The sequence below is a fragment of the Cellulomonas sp. P4_B5_2 genome (assembly GCF_056402235.1).
Genome location: NZ_JBFUHU010000183.1, coordinates 1 through 13,724 on the forward strand (window position 1 = coordinate 1; position 13,724 = coordinate 13,724).

The following is a 13,724-nucleotide window of genomic DNA, read 5'->3' on the forward strand; positions in this document are numbered from 1 at the left end:
GGTCGGCTCGAGGCGGGACTGGCCGACCGGCGGGTGCGGGACGGTGTGCTGGTCGCGCTGGTGCCCGGCACCGCGGACCTGGCCGAGCGGTGCGTCCGGGGCGCGGAGTCGACGCCGGAGCTCGATGCCGCGCTCGGCCGGGCGATGGCGATGATCATCGACCCCGTGCGTGGCGTCGTGCCCCCGGAGCGAGCGACCGCGGTGCACGAGGCGGTCCTGGAGGCCGTCGTCGCCCGCGGCCGGACCGGCGCACAGGCACCGGCGCTGACGCTCCTGGCCCTGCTGGCCTGGTGGCGTGGGGACGGCGCGCGCTCGCGCGTGCTGCTGGACGGGGCGCTCGACGCCGAGCCGGGCTACCGGTTGGCGGAGCTCCTCGACGACGCGCTGAGCGCGGCGGTGCCGCCCGGGTGGGTGCGCCACACCGACTGACCTGCGCCGAGATGCGACCGGAGCGCTCGTGGCGACCCCTCCGCTCCGGTAGCGTCACGCACACGGCGGTGTTGCCGCGGACGAGGGGAGGACCGATGGGCATCGTGGTCGGCTATCTGGCCACTCCGGAAGGTCGGGCGGCCCTCGGGGCGGCGATCGAGGAAGCACGGCAGCGTGAGACGCGCGTCGTGGTCGTCGTGAGCGCACGCCCGGACGAACCGGAGGAGCAGCGCGCAGCCGTCGAGGCGGAGCTGGAGAAGGTGCGGACCGAGCTCGCGGCGGCTGACGTCGACCACGAGGTGCGACTGCTCACGGGCGGTGACGTCGCGGACGACCTCATCGCGACGGCGGAGGAGGTCGGTGCCCAGCTCGTGGTCCTCGGTCTGCGTCGACGGAGCCCGGTGGGCAAGCTGATCCTCGGCGCCAACGCGCAGCGGGTGCTCTTCGACGCGCCGTGCCCCGTGCTCACCGTCAAGCCTGGTCCGGGCTGACCCGGCACCAGCCCGGCTCACGCAGCAGCCCGTCATCTCGGGAATCTCTTGCTCGTGTCGTTCGTTGTGAACGAGAACCCTCCGACCGCCGTCCTCGACGGCCGTGTCGTCGTGCCGTGATAGCGCCGACCGGCCCGTGAGGTCGGTACAATATCTATCTACCTCCCGGCCCCGTTCCGGGTGTCGCGCTGCCGAAAGGTCGTTCGTGTCGTCCCAGACCCCGCATCCCGCTCTTCCGCGTGAGTTCGAGCACCCTGCTCTCCAGGACCTTGTCCTGCGTGGGCGCACCCACGGCACCGTGGGCGCCGAGGAGTTGCGCACCGCGTGCGAGCAGGCGGACGTCCAGGACGCCAAGCGTCTTCGCGCCGTCGTCCGTGGGCTCGCCACCGCCGGAATCGGCGTCCGCGAGCCCGCTGCCCCTGCTCGTGCCGTCGCCGCCACCAGCGCCAAGGCGCGCCCGTCCGCCAAGGCGGTGGTGCCGCCCGAGGAGGGCGCCGCCGCACCCGCCAAGACGACCCGCGCCAAGACGACCGCTGCAGCGAAGGCCACGGCCGCCAAGCCCGCGGCCGCGAAGACCGCTGCCGCCAAGAAGGCGACGACCGAGCCGGTCGACCCCGACGTCGAGGTGGTGGAGGGCGACGAGCCCGACATCGCGTCGATCGAGGAGGTCGTCGTGGAGGCCGTCGAGGTGGTCGAGGTGGTCGAGGACGCCGCCGAGACCGACGACGAGGACGAGGACGGCGAGAAGAAGCCTGCCGCCAAGGAGGAGGAGAGCGAGGACAGCGGCTTCGTCTACTCCGACGCGGACGACGACGACGCCCCCGCTCAGCAGGTCGTCACGGCCGGCGCGACGGCGGACCCGGTCAAGGACTACCTGAAGCAGATCGGCAAGGTCGCTCTGCTGAACGCGGAGCAGGAGGTCGACCTCGCCAAGCGCATCGAGGCGGGCCTGTTCGCCGAGGAGCGTCTCAACGCGGGCATCACGATGGAAGCCAAGATCAAGCGCGAGCTCGAGTGGATCGCGAACGACGGTCGACGCGCCAAGAACCACCTGCTCGAGGCCAACCTGCGCCTCGTCGTCTCGCTCGCCAAGCGCTACACCGGCCGCGGCATGCTGTTCCTGGACCTGATCCAGGAGGGCAACCTCGGTCTGATCCGCGCGGTCGAGAAGTTCGACTACACCAAGGGCTACAAGTTCTCGACCTACGCCACCTGGTGGATCCGCCAGGCGATCACCCGCGCCATGGCCGACCAGGCGCGCACCATCCGCATCCCGGTGCACATGGTCGAGGTCATCAACAAGCTCGCACGCGTCCAGCGGCAGATGCTCCAGGACCTGGGCCGCGAGCCCACGCCCGAGGAGCTCGCCAAGGAGCTCGACATGACCCCCGAGAAGGTCGTCGAGGTCCAGAAGTACGGCCGCGAGCCCATCTCGCTGCACACGCCGCTCGGCGAGGACGGTGACAGCGAGTTCGGTGACCTCATCGAGGACTCCGAGGCCGTCGTGCCCGCGGACGCCGTGAGCTTCACGCTCCTGCAGGAGCAGCTCCACCAGGTGCTCGACACGCTTTCCGAGCGTGAGGCCGGCGTGGTCTCGATGCGGTTCGGCCTGACCGACGGCCAGCCGAAGACGCTCGACGAGATCGGCAAGGTCTACGGCGTGACGCGCGAGCGGATCCGGCAGATCGAGTCGAAGACCATGTCGAAGCTGCGGCACCCGTCGCGCTCGCAGGTGCTGCGCGACTACCTGGACTGACAGGTCCCGATCAGAACCCCGTCCCACCTCGGTGGGGCGGGGTTCTGTCGTTCCGACAGTCTTGACTAACGGTTAGTGATCACTGACCATAGACGGGTCAGTCGGATCAGCCGGAGGTGGGTCATGGGCAGTCCCGTCATGTGGTTCGAGATCAACAGCACGGATCCCGCGCGGGCGCGCGAGTTCTACACGCAGCTGTTCGACTGGTCGGCGGACGCACCGCCCGAGCTGGGCGGCTACACGCTGATCGACACCGGCGCACCGGCCGAGACCGTCGGCGGGGGGATCGGTGCGGCCGACCCTGAGGGTCTGCCCCCGGGGATCCTGCTGTACGTGCGGGTCGAGGACCTGGCAGCGACGCTCGCGCGGGCCGAGGAGCTCGGCGGGTCCACCCTGCAGCCGCCCACCGCGCTCCCGGCGGACAGCGGGAGCGTCGCCGTCCTGGCCGACCCCGACGGCCACGCGGTAGGACTGTGGGCGTGAGCGACACCGACGCCGTGCTGCGGGCGCTCGCGGAGCCGCGACGCCGCGAGATCCTCTCGCTGCTCGCCCTGGACGAGGTCCCGGTCGGGCGGCTGGCCGAGGAGGTCGACGTGACGCGCAGCGCGGTGAGCCAGCACCTCAGGGTGCTCGAGGACGCCGGCCTGGTGACCCGCCGGACCGAGGGGACCCGCAACTTCTACCGGTCCCGACCGGAGGGGCTCGCCGGGCTGCGCGCGTACCTCGACGAGACCTGGGCGTCCTCGCTGGACACCGCGCGGCGCCTGGTCGAGATCGAGGTCGGGGTGCTCGAGCCCGACGGCAGCGAGAGGGACGACCGTGCCACCGCGTGAGGTCACGACGCTGGCCGCACCTCCCGTCCACCAGGCGACGACCGTGCGGGCGGACGTGACCAGGACGTTCGACGTCTTCGTGCGCGAGATCGGCGTGTGGTGGCCGGTCGAACCGTTCTCGTCCGGCGGCGACCGCGTGCGGGACGTGACGATGGAGCGGCGGCTCGGCGGGAACGTCGTCGAGACCTGGGACGACGGCACCGTGCACGTCTGGGGCGAGCTCGTCGCGTGGGACCCGCCGCACGGGTTCACCATGTCATGGCTGCTCACGCCCGAGCCCACCGAGGTCGAGCTGAGCTTCCGGCCTCTGGGCGCTGCGCTCACTCGCGTCTCCGTGGAGCACCGCGGCTGGGAGCGGATGACCGAGGAGCAGCTGGGTGGCGCCTGCGCGCTGCCGGAGGGCTACCGCGGCGGGTCGTACGTGCGGGGCTGGGGCATGATCCTGGCCCGGCTGGTGGCGTACGCCGAGGGCGGCCCGTCGTGAGGCAGGTCCGGCACGTCGTCCTGTACGAGTCCGGGCCCGACGTGCTGAAGCTGGCTCCCGTGCACATGGACGCGCACGTCGCCCACTACGAGGACTTCGCGCAGCGCGGCCTGCTGGTGGCGATCGGCACGTTCGAGCAGCCCGAGGTGAACGGGTCGATGTGCGTGCTGACCACGCGCGAGGCCGCGGAGGAGTTCGCCGCGGCGGACCCGTTCGTCGTCCACGGTGTGGTGCGGTCCTACCGGGTGCTGGCCTGGACCAACGTGCTGGCCTGACCTCAGCGGGTGAGGTACCAGAGGATGAGGTCGTGGGCGCGGTGCGCCTTCTCGACGCCGCGGAAGTCGGCCTCGTGGACCGTGCCACCGATGTCGATGGCGATGCTGCTGTTCGAGGCGAACTTGCCCGCGAAGGACGTGTTGCTGACGATCGAGACCGACCGCACGTGGCGGTACGGGATCGAGGTGATCGCGACGCGCTTCCCGACGAAGCTCTTGTCCTGGATGACGACGCGCAGGGTCGTGATCCCGAGGAAGCCGGTACCCGTGCCGATGCAGTCGTAGACGGCGAGCACCTCCTCACCCTCCAGCAGACCGCGGCGGACGAGCTCGAGCTGCTCGGCCTTGTCGACGTCGGGCTCGCTCATGGTGCGTCTCCTGCTCGGTCGGGACCGGCGTCGGTGCCGGACGCCCCGAGCCTAGGAGACACGGCGGCCGGGGGTATACGAACGAGGCCCGGACCAGCGGGTCCGGGCCTCGTGCGATCGTCTGCGTGGTGCCGAGACGTCAGGTCGCGGCGCCGGCTCCCGCTCCGTGCTCGGCGAGCAGGCGGTCGGTCTCGTCCTGCACGTGGGTGGCCAGCTCGGCGAACTTGGGCGCGTGCTCGCGCGCGTGGTGCGCACAGAAGAGGAGCTCTCCCACGGGAAGAACAACTCGGACATAGGCCTGTGCGCCGCAGCGGTCGCAGCGGTCGGCCGCGGTCAGTGGATGCGTCATGGTCCCGGTCACGAGTCCATAGAACCATCCCGGTCGCCGATCCCTCGCACCGGGAGCGGGTGGTTCGCTCACCGCGTAGTGGACTGTAACCAGCCTGCAACACAGCCGTGGCCGGCGGCATGGTGCCGCGGTGCTCCGGGCCCCGACGACTACCATCGGGCCCGTGACGACGACCTCCCCGCAGTCCGGCTACACCGCCCGGCACCTGTCCGTGCTGGAAGGCCTGGAGGCCGTCCGCAAGCGCCCCGGCATGTACATCGGGACCACCGACAGCCGCGGTCTCATGCACTGCCTCTGGGAGATCATCGACAACTCGGTGGACGAGGCCCTGGGCGGCCACGGCGACCGCATCGAGATCGTGCTGCACGCGGACTCCTCGGTCGAGGTGCGGGACAACGGGCGCGGCGTCCCCGTGGACATCGAGCCCAAGACCGGGCTGACCGGCGTCGAGGTCGTGTTCACCAAGCTGCACGCGGGCGGCAAGTTCGGCGGTGGCTCGTACGGTGCGTCGGGCGGTCTGCACGGGGTCGGTGCGTCCGTGGTCAACGCCCTGTCGGCGCGCCTCGACGTCGAGGTCGACCGTGGCGGCCGCACCCACCGCATGACGTTCCACCGGGGCGAGCCGGGCACGTTCGACGACCGCGCCGGGGTCGGCCCCGACAACCCGTTCGAGCCGTTCGTCTCCGGCTCCGAGCTCGCGGTCGGCGGCAAGGTCGCCCGTGCGCGGACCGGCACGCGCGTCCGCTACTGGGCGGACCCGCAGATCTTCCCCAAGACGGCCGTCTTCGCGTACGACGAGCTGGTCACCCGCGCGCGGCAGACGAGCTTCCTGGTCCCCGGTCTGACCCTGACGGTGCGCGACGAGCGCGGCATCGCGGGGACACCCGGTGCCGACGGGCCGCACGAGGAGACCTTCCTGCACAGCGGCGGCGTCGTCGACTTCGTGGACCACCTGGCGCCGGACACCGCGGTGACGGACACCTGGCACCTGACTGGGTCGGCGTCGTTCACGGAGACCGTCCCCGTGCTGGACGACCGCGGGCACATGACCGCGCAGGAGGTCTCGCGCACCTGCGACGTGGACATCGCGCTGCGGTGGGGCACCGGGTACGAGACCGAGGTCCGCAGCTTCGTCAACATCATCTCGACGCCCAAGGGCGGCACGCATCTGGCCGGCTTCGAGGCCGGGCTCCTGCGCACGATGCGCAAGGCGGTCGACGCCAACGCGCGGCGCCTGAAGATCTCGTCGCGGGACACCTCGGAGCGCATCGAGAAGGAGGACGTGCTCGCGGGGATGACCGCGGTCGTGACCGTCCGGCTGGCCGAGCCCCAGTTCGAGGGGCAGACCAAGGAGGTCCTCGGCACCGGGCCGGTCCGCGCCATCGTCGGCAAGGTCATCGACACCGAGCTCGCGGCGATCTTCAGCTCTCCGAAGCGCGACCACAAGGCGCAGTCGTCGTTGCTGCTGGACAAGGTGGTCGGCGAGATGCGCGCGCGGCTCTCCGCGCGCAAGCAGAAGGAGATCTCGCGGCGCAAGAACGCGCTCGAGACGTCCTCGCTGCCCGCCAAGCTGGCCGACTGCCGCAGCGACGACGTCGAGCGCAGCGAGCTGTTCATCGTCGAGGGCGACAGCGCGCTCGGCACCGCCAAGCTGGCCCGCAGCTCCGACTTCCAGGCCCTGCTGCCCATCCGCGGCAAGATCCTCAACGTCCAGAAGGCGTCCATCACGGACATGCTGAAGAACGCCGAGTGCGCCGCGATCATCCAGGTGGTCGGAGCGGGGTCGGGTCGCTCGTTCGACCTGGAGGCGGCGCGCTACGGGAAGATCGTGCTGATGACGGACGCCGACGTGGACGGCGCGCACATCCGCACCCTGCTGCTCACCCTCCTGTTCCGGTACATGCGACCGCTGGTCGAGGCGGGTCGTGTCTTCGCCGCCGTGCCGCCGCTGCACCGCATCGAGGTCATCGGGGGCGGCGGTCGCAAGAACGAGTACGTGTACACGTACTCCGAGGCGGAGCTGGCGGCGACGCTGAAGAAGCTCGACCGCGCCGGCAAGCGCTACAAGGACGACATCCAGCGCTACAAGGGCCTCGGCGAGATGGACGCGGACCAGCTGGCGGAGACGACGATGGACCCGCGGCACCGCACGCTGCGCCGGGTCACCGTCGAGGGTGCCCAGCGGGCCGAGGAGATCTTCGAGCTGCTCATGGGGTCGGACGTCGCGCCGCGCAAGGACTTCATCGTCRCCGGCGCCGAAGGCCTGGACCGCAGCCGCATCGACGCCTGACCGGCATTTCGGTTGCCGTGGCGGCTCCGGGCCGGGGATCGTGGTGGGCGTGACCTCCACCGACCTCGCGCCCATCGCCGAGCGCGCCGCCGCTCCCGCCGACGTTCCGCTGCCCTCCGACACCCACGGGCTCTCGTGGCGGCCGCTGACCCGTGACGACGTGCCCGCGCTCACGCGGCTGCTCAACGTCGTCGAGGAGGCCGACGCCGCTCCGTTCAGGACGTCGGCGGAGGAGGTCGAGGACGAGTTCGACGGCGACTGGAAGGACCACGCCGACGCCGACGGGGTGATGCGCGCCTACGCGCGCGTGAACCAGCCCCCGGGCGACGCGCGGGTGGTCCGGGCCTTCCTCGACGGCGCCGTCGACCCGCTGTGGCGCGGGCGGGGGATCGGCCGCGAGGTCCTCGCGTGGCAGACGGCTCGTGGGCGGCAGCTGCTGGCGGCCTCGGGCAAGGAGCTGCCGGGCAGGCTCGCCGTGTTCACCCAGGACGAGGCCGAGGCGACGGTCCGGCTGGCTCGTGCGGGCGGCTTCACCCCGGTGCGGTTCTACGCGGAGATGCGGCGCCCGCTGGACGTCGAGCTCCCCCCGGTCGACGTGCCCGACGGGCTGAGCATCGTCCCGTGGACCACCGAGCTGGACGACCAGGTGCGGCTCGCGCACAACGAGGCGTTCGCCGACCACTGGGGGAGCGAGCCGCGTACCGCCGAGGAGTGGGTACAGGGCCGCAGCATGTTCGCCCCGGCGTGGAGCTTCGTGGCGGAGGACGACGCGACCGGGGAGGTCGCGGGCTACCTGCTGTCGGGGCGGTACGAGCACGACTGGCCCGTGATCGGCTACAAGGCCGGCTACACCGACCTGCTCGGTGTGCGGCGAGCGTGGCGTGGCCGCCGGCTCGCTGCGGCTCTCCTCGCCACGGTGATGGCGGCGTACCGGGCGGACGGGATGGACATGGCCGAGCTCGGTGTGGACACCGCGAACCAGTCCGGCGCGCACCGCCTGTACGAGGGCCTGGGCTACGCGGTGTTCCACAGTTCGACGATGTTCTCCATCGAGCTCTGAGCGGCAGCGTCGAACCGTGCCGCGCGCCCGCGCCCGCGGGTTAGCATCGGCGCGGCGGGACGACGACGTCCGGCCGTTTCTGTCGCCGGACGAAGGCGTCCGGCCTCGAGGAGGTCGTCGTGGGACGCTCGCTGTCCAGGGCCGCGCGCGCGTGGGTCGCGGTGTTCGTCGTGCTCGTGCTGGTGCACCTGGTCGCGCAGCTGACCGGCCCGGAGGGGTTCGAGCGTGTGAGCCAGTGGCTGCTCATGCCGGCCCTCGCGGCGGTCGTCCTCACCGCGACCCGCTGGCCGCGCGGACGCCTGGTCACGTGGGTGCTGGTCGCGCTCGGGTTCTCCTGGCTCGGTGACCTGGTCCCGTCGCTGGTCGGGGAGGATGCCGCGTTCCTCGTGATGGTCGGGTTCTTCCTGCTCGCGCAGACGGCCTACGTCGTCGCGTTCGCCCCGTCGGTCCGCGCGTCGATCGTCTACCGCCGACCCGTCCTGCTCGTGCCGTACGCCGCGGTGCTCGTCGCGCTCGTCGCCCTGTGCGCGCCGGGTGCGGACAGCCTGCTCGTGCCGGTCGCGGTGTACGGCGGCGTGCTGACCGCGATGGCCGTGCTCTCCACCGGCCTCGGCCGGGTCGCGGGGATCGGCGGCGCCGTCTTCCTCGTGAGCGACGCCCTGATCGCGCTGGAGGCCTTCGTGCCCTCGTGGGAGCTCGCCGGCCAGGGGTTCTGGGTCATGCTCACCTACTCGGTCGGGCAGGGCCTCATCGCGGCCGCTGTCGTGGCCCGCAACGTCGCCGAGCGGAGGGCGCCCGAGCCTGCCCCGGCCCGCACGTTCGTCCAGCACCCCCCGGTGCGGGACAACGTGGTCGCCTTCGTCTGAGCGGCGTCAGCCGATCGCGTGCACCGGTGAGGTGAGCGCCGTGCCGGACATGTCGCGGCGCGGGTCGAGGGCCGGCAGCTCGATCGGCTGACCGCCCGAGCCCGTCGCCCACGCGGGCGCGGTGCCCACCCAGGCGAGCAGCAGAGCGTCCTCGTTCCGCAGGAATCGGTGCGCACGGACCCCTCCGGTCGCGCGCCCCTTGCCCGGGTAGGCGTCGAACGGGGTGACCTTCGCGGAGCCTGCCTGCGTGCCGGGCAGCGCGCCGGAAGCCCCGGCGATCGTCACGACGACCGCGTTCGACGCCTCGTCGGCCGCGACGGACCCGAAGGCCACGACCCGCTGGCCCGCGGCGAGCTTGATGCCGGCCATGCCGCCCGCGGCACGACCCTGCGGCCGGACGGCCGATGCGGGGAAGTGCAGCAGGGAGGCGTCGGAGGACAGGAGCACGAGCTCGTCGGTGTCGGTCACCGCGGCGGCGCCGACCACCTCGTCGCCGTCCTTGAGCGAGATCGCCTCCCACGCGTCGCGGTTCCCGGGGACGTCGCCGGCGGTGACGCGCTTGACGGTGCCCTGGACGGTGGCCAGGGCGAGCGTCGGGGCGTCGGCGGCGAGCGACGTGAGGCCGACGACGCGCTCGCGCGGCAGGAGCGTCACCACCTCGCCCAGCGGGACGCCGCCGGACAGGGAGGGTGCGCCGTCGGTGGGGGGCAGCCCGGGCAGGTCGAGGACCGACACCTTGACGATCCGTCCTTGCGACGTCACCACGCCCACCTCGGCGCGCGCCGTCGTCGGCACTGCGGCGGTCACGACGTCGTGCTTGGACCGTCGGGCGCCCTCGACCCTCGACGGCAGGTCCTCCGACGCGGTGCGGGCCAGGAGGCCGGTACCGGACAGGAGCACCCAGCACGGGGTGTCGGCGATCTCCAGCGGAGCGGCCGTGCCACGGGCTGCCGGGGCACCGGTGATCGAGGTCCCGCCCGCCGACTCGAGCAGGATGGTCCGGCGCGGGGTGCCGTAGGTGGCGGCGACCTCGGCCATCTCCGCGGAGACGAGGGTCCGGAGGCGGGCCTCGTCGCCGAGGATCTCGCGCAGCTCGGCGATCTCCTGCTCGAGCTGCTGCTGCTCCTTCTCGAGCTCGATCCGCGAGAACTTGGTGAGGCGCCTCAGCCGCAGCTCGAGGATGTACTCCGCCTGCGGCTCGGACAGGTCGAACACGCTGCGCAGCCGGGCGCGGGCGGTGTCCGCGTCGTCGGACGTCCGGATGACCTGGATGACCTCGTCGATGTCGAGGATCGCGACGAGCAGACCCTCCACCAGATGCAGCCGCTCGAGCCGCTTCGCCAGCCGGAACTGGGACCGGCGGCGGACCACGACGATCCGGTGCTCCACCCAGACGACGAGCAGCTCGCGCAGGCCGAGCGTGCGCGGCTGGCCGTCGACGAGCGCGACGTTGTTGATCGAGAACGAGTCCTCGAGCGGCGTGTACCGGTAGAGCTGCTCGAGCACCGCCTCGGGGTGGAAGCCGGTCTTGATCTCGATCACCAGGCGCAGGCCGTGCTGGCGGTCGGTGAGGTCGACCGCGTCGGAGATGCCCGAGAGCTTCTTGCTCTGGACGCCCTCCTTGATCTTCTCGATGACCTTCTCCGGGCCCACCGTGTACGGCAGCTCGGTGATGACGATGCCCTTGCGCTTCGCGGTGACGTTCTCGATCCGGGCCGTCGCGCGGGTGCGGAAGGCGCCGCGTCCCGTCCGGTAGGCCTCGCGGACGCCCTCCAGACCGACGATCTTGCCGCCCGACGGCAGGTCGGGTCCCGGGACGAACCGCAGGAGGTCCTCGAGCGTGGCGTCGGGGTGGAGCACCAGGTGCCGGGCGGCCGCGACCACCTCGACCAGGTTGTGCGGCGCCATGTTGGTGGCCATGCCGACCGCGATGCCGGCCGCGCCGTTGACCAGCAGGTTCGGGATCGCCGCGGGGAGCACCTCGGGCTGGGTGAGCTTGTTGTCGTAGTTGGGCACGAAGTCGACGACGTCCTCGTCCAGCCCGGTCGTCATGGCCAGCGCGGCCGGCGCCATGCGCGCCTCCGTGTAGCGCGGCGCGGCCGGCCCGTCGTCGAGCGAGCCGAAGTTCCCGTGGCCGTCCACCAGGGGCAGACGCAACGAGAACGGCTGCGCCAGACGGACCATGGCGTCGTAGATCGCGGCGTCGCCGTGCGGGTGCAGCTTGCCCATGACCTCGCCGACCACGCGCGCGGACTTCACGTACGGGCGGTCGGGGCGCAGGCCCATGTCGGACATCTGGTAGAGGATCCGGCGCTGCACCGGCTTGAGCCCGTCCCGGGCGTCCGGGAGGGCGCGCGAGTAGATGACCGAGTAGGCGTACTCCAGGAACGAGCCCTCCATCTCGGTCGCGACGTCGATGTCGACGATGCGCTCGACGAGGTCCTCGGGCGGGAGTTCGGGAGTCGCGGGGCGACGCGCCATGGGTGTTGCTCCTCGGTGCCGGTCTGCGGTGCGGCGACCATTGTGGACCGTCGCGGCAGTCGGACGGGCCGCGGCGCGCGGCTGGCAGCACTACCGTGACGGTCATGGCAGACGTCACGGCTGACGACACCCCGCGACCGGGTCCCGACTACCCGGCCGCATGGGAGGCCGACGTCGTGCTGCACGACGGATCCACCACGCACGTGCGCCCCCTGCGGCCGCAGGACGCCGACGCCCTGCAGGCCTTCCACATCGGTCAGTCGGAGCGCTCGACGTACATGCGGTTCTTCGCCCCGCTGGAGCGGCTTCCCGAGCGGGACCTCGCGCGGCTGGTGAGCGTCGACCACGTCGACCGCGTCGCGCTCGTCGCGGTGTCGAGTGCTACGGAGCCCGAGGACGATGACCAGATCATCGGCGTCGCGCGCTACGACCGGATCGGCACCGACGAGGCCGAGGTCGCGTTCAACATCGCGGACGCCCACCAGGGGCGCGGGCTCGGGTCCGTGCTGCTCGAGCACCTCGCCGCGGCGGCCCGGGAGCGGGGCGTGCGGCGGTTCGTCGCCGAGGTCCTGCCGCAGAACGGCCGGATGATCTCGGTGTTCAAGGACGCCGGCTACGAGGTCCGCCAGCGCACCGAGGACGGCATCGTCGCGGTCGGGTTCGACATCGACCCCACGGACCGGTCGCTTGCCGTGATGGCCGACCGGGAGCACCGCGCCGAGGCGCGATCCATGCGGGACCTGCTCCACGCCGGCTCGGTGGTGGTGGTCGGCCCCGGGGTGGACGCGGGGGAGACCCTCGCCGGCCGCCTGGCGTCGCGCGTGCTGGCGGACCTCCTGCTCGGGGACCCGTCGGTGCTGGTGCACGCCGTCGGCGTCCCCGGCGACCCAGCCCTCCCGCTGCATGCGCAGGTGGCGGACGTGCCCGCGCCGGTGGAGCTCGCGGTCGTCGCGGTGCCCTCGGACGAGGCCGCCGACGTGGTCCGGGCCCTGGCCCGCCTCGGGGTGCACGGCGTCGTGCTCGTCACGGCGGGTTTCGCCGAGGAGGGTCCTGACGGCCTGGACCGGCAGCGTGCGCTGCTGCGCGTCGCCCACGGGGCGGGGATGCGCGTGGTCGGCCCGGGGTCCTACGGGGTGATCTCCACGCGCGCCGGCGGTCTCCAGCTCAACGCGTCGCTGTCGGCCGAGCCCCCGCCGACCGGCCGGATCGGGCTCTTCTGCCAGTCCGCACCGCTGTCCGTCGCGCTGCTCTCGGCGGTCCGCCGCAGGGGGATCGGGATCTCGCAGTTCGTCTCCGCCGGGCACCGGGCGGACGTGTCCGGCAACGACCTCATGCAGTTCTGGGCGGACGACGTCGACACGGACGTGGTCGGTCTCTACCTGGAGTCCCTGGGGAACCCGCGCAAGTTCTCGCGCGTGGCCCGGCGCCTCTCGCTGCTCAAGCCGGTCATCGTCGTGACGGCCGGCCGGTCCGGGCAGGTGGTGCCGCCGGGCCACGCGGTCCGGCCGACGCACGCGCCGCCGCGCACCCTGGCCGAGATGCTCCGGCAGTCCGGCGTGGTCCGCGTCGAGAACACGCACCAGATGCTCGACGTCGCCCAGGTCCTCGCGCACCAGCCGCTGCCCACGGGACGACGCACCGCGATCCTCGCGAGCTCCGCCTCGGTCGCCGCGCTCGTCGCCGAGGCCGTGGCGGCGGCGGGGCTCGTGGTCAGCGGCCACGTGCAGCTGCTGCCCGAGGACGCCCCCGCGGAGCAGGTCGGTGCGGCCGTCGACGAGCTGTACGCCGACCCCGACAGCGACGTCGTGGTGGTCGTCCGCATCCCGACGGTGGGGGGACCGGACACCGTGCTGCAGGAGGCCGTCGCGCGTGGCGCCGCACGCTCCGGGCGCACGACGGTGGCCTGCATCTACGACCTGCACGGGCTCACGGCCGAGCTGACCGCGGCGGACGACGACGGCCGGGAGTGGACCGTGCCCGCGTACAGCACGCCGGAGGACGCCGCCCTGGCTCTGGGGCACGCCGCCCGGTACGCGCAGTGG

Annotated in this window: 14 protein-coding genes; 11 read left to right on the forward strand and 3 right to left on the reverse strand. The window is 72.3% G+C overall.

The features are described 5' to 3' along the window. The 7 genes from AC1DUQ_RS13785 to AC1DUQ_RS13815 all read left to right on the forward strand — a co-directional run. Positions 1-429 (forward strand): DUF4192 family protein (locus AC1DUQ_RS13785; protein ID WP_477073977.1); only part of this gene is annotated, 429 nt, incomplete at its 5' end. Between the two features lie 95 nt (positions 430-524). Next, positions 525-920 carry a universal stress protein gene (locus AC1DUQ_RS13790; RefSeq protein WP_477061768.1) on the forward strand — a complete coding sequence of 132 codons (396 nt, stop codon included), beginning with the start codon at positions 525-527 and terminating at the stop codon, positions 918-920. Between the two features lie 205 nt (positions 921-1,125). Further along, the gene (locus AC1DUQ_RS13795; protein ID WP_477061769.1) at positions 1,126-2,676 is read left to right on the forward strand and encodes an RNA polymerase sigma factor; all 1,551 of its coding nucleotides are present in this window, start codon (positions 1,126-1,128) and stop codon (positions 2,674-2,676) included. Between the two features lie 123 nt (positions 2,677-2,799). Next, on the forward strand, positions 2,800-3,159 hold the full coding sequence (locus tag AC1DUQ_RS13800) for a VOC family protein (protein WP_477061770.1): 360 nt from the start codon (positions 2,800-2,802) through the stop codon (positions 3,157-3,159). Further along, positions 3,156-3,509, forward strand: coding sequence for an ArsR/SmtB family transcription factor (locus AC1DUQ_RS13805; RefSeq protein ID WP_477061771.1), 354 nt, complete (start codon positions 3,156-3,158; stop codon positions 3,507-3,509). The genes AC1DUQ_RS13800 and AC1DUQ_RS13805 overlap by 4 nt, the downstream gene beginning before the upstream one ends. Next, positions 3,496-3,993 (forward strand): SRPBCC domain-containing protein, encoded by a 498-nt coding sequence (locus AC1DUQ_RS13810; RefSeq protein ID WP_477061772.1) that lies wholly within the window; start codon positions 3,496-3,498, stop codon positions 3,991-3,993. Before AC1DUQ_RS13805 ends, AC1DUQ_RS13810 begins: the two co-directional genes overlap by 14 nt. Next, positions 3,990-4,268 (forward strand): YciI family protein, encoded by a 279-nt coding sequence (locus tag AC1DUQ_RS13815; RefSeq protein WP_477061773.1) that lies wholly within the window; start codon positions 3,990-3,992, stop codon positions 4,266-4,268. Before AC1DUQ_RS13810 ends, AC1DUQ_RS13815 begins: the two co-directional genes overlap by 4 nt. 2 nt (positions 4,269-4,270) lie before the next feature. Here AC1DUQ_RS13815 and AC1DUQ_RS13820 read toward each other — a convergent pair whose 3' ends face one another. Both AC1DUQ_RS13820 and AC1DUQ_RS13825 read right to left on the reverse strand, forming a co-directional pair. Beyond that, complete coding sequence (locus AC1DUQ_RS13820) at positions 4,271-4,636, reverse strand: hypothetical protein (protein ID WP_477061774.1); 366 nt, start codon at positions 4,634-4,636, stop codon at positions 4,271-4,273. Positions 4,637-4,775: 139 nt separating this feature from the next. Beyond that, positions 4,776-4,985, reverse strand: a complete 210-nt coding sequence (locus AC1DUQ_RS13825; RefSeq protein WP_056092095.1) for a DUF7455 domain-containing protein — start codon at positions 4,983-4,985, stop codon at positions 4,776-4,778. A gap of 163 nt (positions 4,986-5,148) precedes the next feature. Here AC1DUQ_RS13825 and AC1DUQ_RS13830 point away from each other — a divergent pair, with 163 nt between their 5' ends. The 3 genes from AC1DUQ_RS13830 (at position 5,149) to AC1DUQ_RS13840 (ending at position 9,201) form a co-directional block, all read left to right on the forward strand. Beyond that, positions 5,149-7,275, forward strand: coding sequence for a DNA gyrase/topoisomerase IV subunit B (locus AC1DUQ_RS13830; protein WP_477073978.1), 2,127 nt, complete (start codon positions 5,149-5,151; stop codon positions 7,273-7,275). A 49-nt stretch (positions 7,276-7,324) separates the two neighbouring features. Then, a complete protein-coding gene (locus AC1DUQ_RS13835; protein WP_477073979.1) occupies positions 7,325-8,335 on the forward strand; it encodes an N-acetyltransferase family protein in 1,011 nt (336 codons plus the stop codon). Positions 8,336-8,454: 119 nt separating this feature from the next. Next, positions 8,455-9,201, forward strand: coding sequence for a lysoplasmalogenase (locus AC1DUQ_RS13840; protein WP_477061777.1), 747 nt, complete (start codon positions 8,455-8,457; stop codon positions 9,199-9,201). A gap of 6 nt (positions 9,202-9,207) precedes the next feature. Here AC1DUQ_RS13840 and AC1DUQ_RS13845 read toward each other — a convergent pair whose 3' ends face one another. Further along, positions 9,208-11,682: a DNA gyrase/topoisomerase IV subunit A gene (locus tag AC1DUQ_RS13845; RefSeq protein ID WP_477061778.1), complete on the reverse strand. Its 2,475-nt coding sequence runs from the start codon at positions 11,680-11,682 to the stop codon at positions 9,208-9,210. Between the two features lie 104 nt (positions 11,683-11,786). Here AC1DUQ_RS13845 and AC1DUQ_RS13850 point away from each other — a divergent pair. Further along, positions 11,787-13,724 (forward strand): GNAT family N-acetyltransferase (locus AC1DUQ_RS13850; RefSeq protein ID WP_477073980.1); only part of this gene is annotated, 1,938 nt, incomplete at its 3' end.